Here is a 944-nt window from a genome sequence, read left to right on the forward strand (position 1 = left end):
CCTTATGTGAATTCTTATCGACGTCTTGTCCCTGATAATTCGGCTCCTGTTAATTTGCGATGGGGATATGATAATCGGACGACAGCTTTTCGAGTTCCCCGTTCTGCTCCTCAAGCGCGGCGTGTCGAGAATAGGCTTCCTTCATCAGATGCGAATCCTTATTTAGCCCTTGCAGCTTCTTTAGCGTGTGGTCTTATTGGTTTACAGCAAAAAATTGAGCCAGATGAGCCAGCGACAAATAATGTAAACGCTGATAATATTGAGTTGCCGCGTGGACTCATTGAGGCCGTTAATTTATTTGAACAAGATACAGCAATACGTGCTATTTTAGGGGATGTGTTTGTCAGTACTTATGCTGCAATCAAACGACAAGAGTTTGAAACTTTTATGGAAGTAATTAGTCCGTGGGAGCGTGAATATCTCCTGCTGAATGTTTAAATTTTATGACAACGATTGATGATAATCTAATTTCTCCAGGAATTTCTTGGTATGAAGATGCTTTAAGAGAACGTCCATCGTATCCTTCTTTTTGTGAAAACAGACAGTGTGATGTGGTCATTATTGGAGGCGGTTTTACGGGACTTTCAGCTGCTTATCATTTAGCCAAAGCTGGAGTGGGTGTTGTTTTGTTTGAAGCATCACGTTTTGGTGATGGCGCTTCAGGGCGCAATGGTGGTCAATTAGGAACGGGGCAACGGCAGTGGGTAGAAACATTAGAGAAAAAATATGGTTTTGAGCGCAGTAAGGTTCTGTTTGATTTAGCAGAAGAAGCTAAAAAAGATATTTTATCGTTATGCGCGATGCCTAATTGTCCTTGTGATTTGATAGGAGGACAGCTTTCTGTAACCCATAAAAAGCGTGAGCTTTTCTCTTATCAACGGCATATTGAGGCGATGCAGCGTTATGGCTATCACGCGCTTACTTTTATGGATAAGGCTGAAACA

General features: G+C 41.8%; 1 protein-coding gene and 1 pseudogene. Both read left to right on the forward strand.

The features are described 5' to 3' along the window. Positions 1–438, forward strand: a pseudogene (locus ACFIL8_RS12825) (glutamine synthetase); the annotation flags it as partial. A gap of 5 nt (positions 439–443) precedes the next feature. Next, the coding region (locus ACFIL8_RS12830; RefSeq protein ID WP_375689850.1) for an NAD(P)/FAD-dependent oxidoreductase at positions 444–944 on the forward strand (501 nt) is incomplete at its 3' end.

The sequence above is a fragment of the Bartonella sp. AP57NXGY genome (assembly GCF_042195805.1).
Lineage (GTDB): Bacteria > Pseudomonadota > Alphaproteobacteria > Rhizobiales > Rhizobiaceae > Bartonella.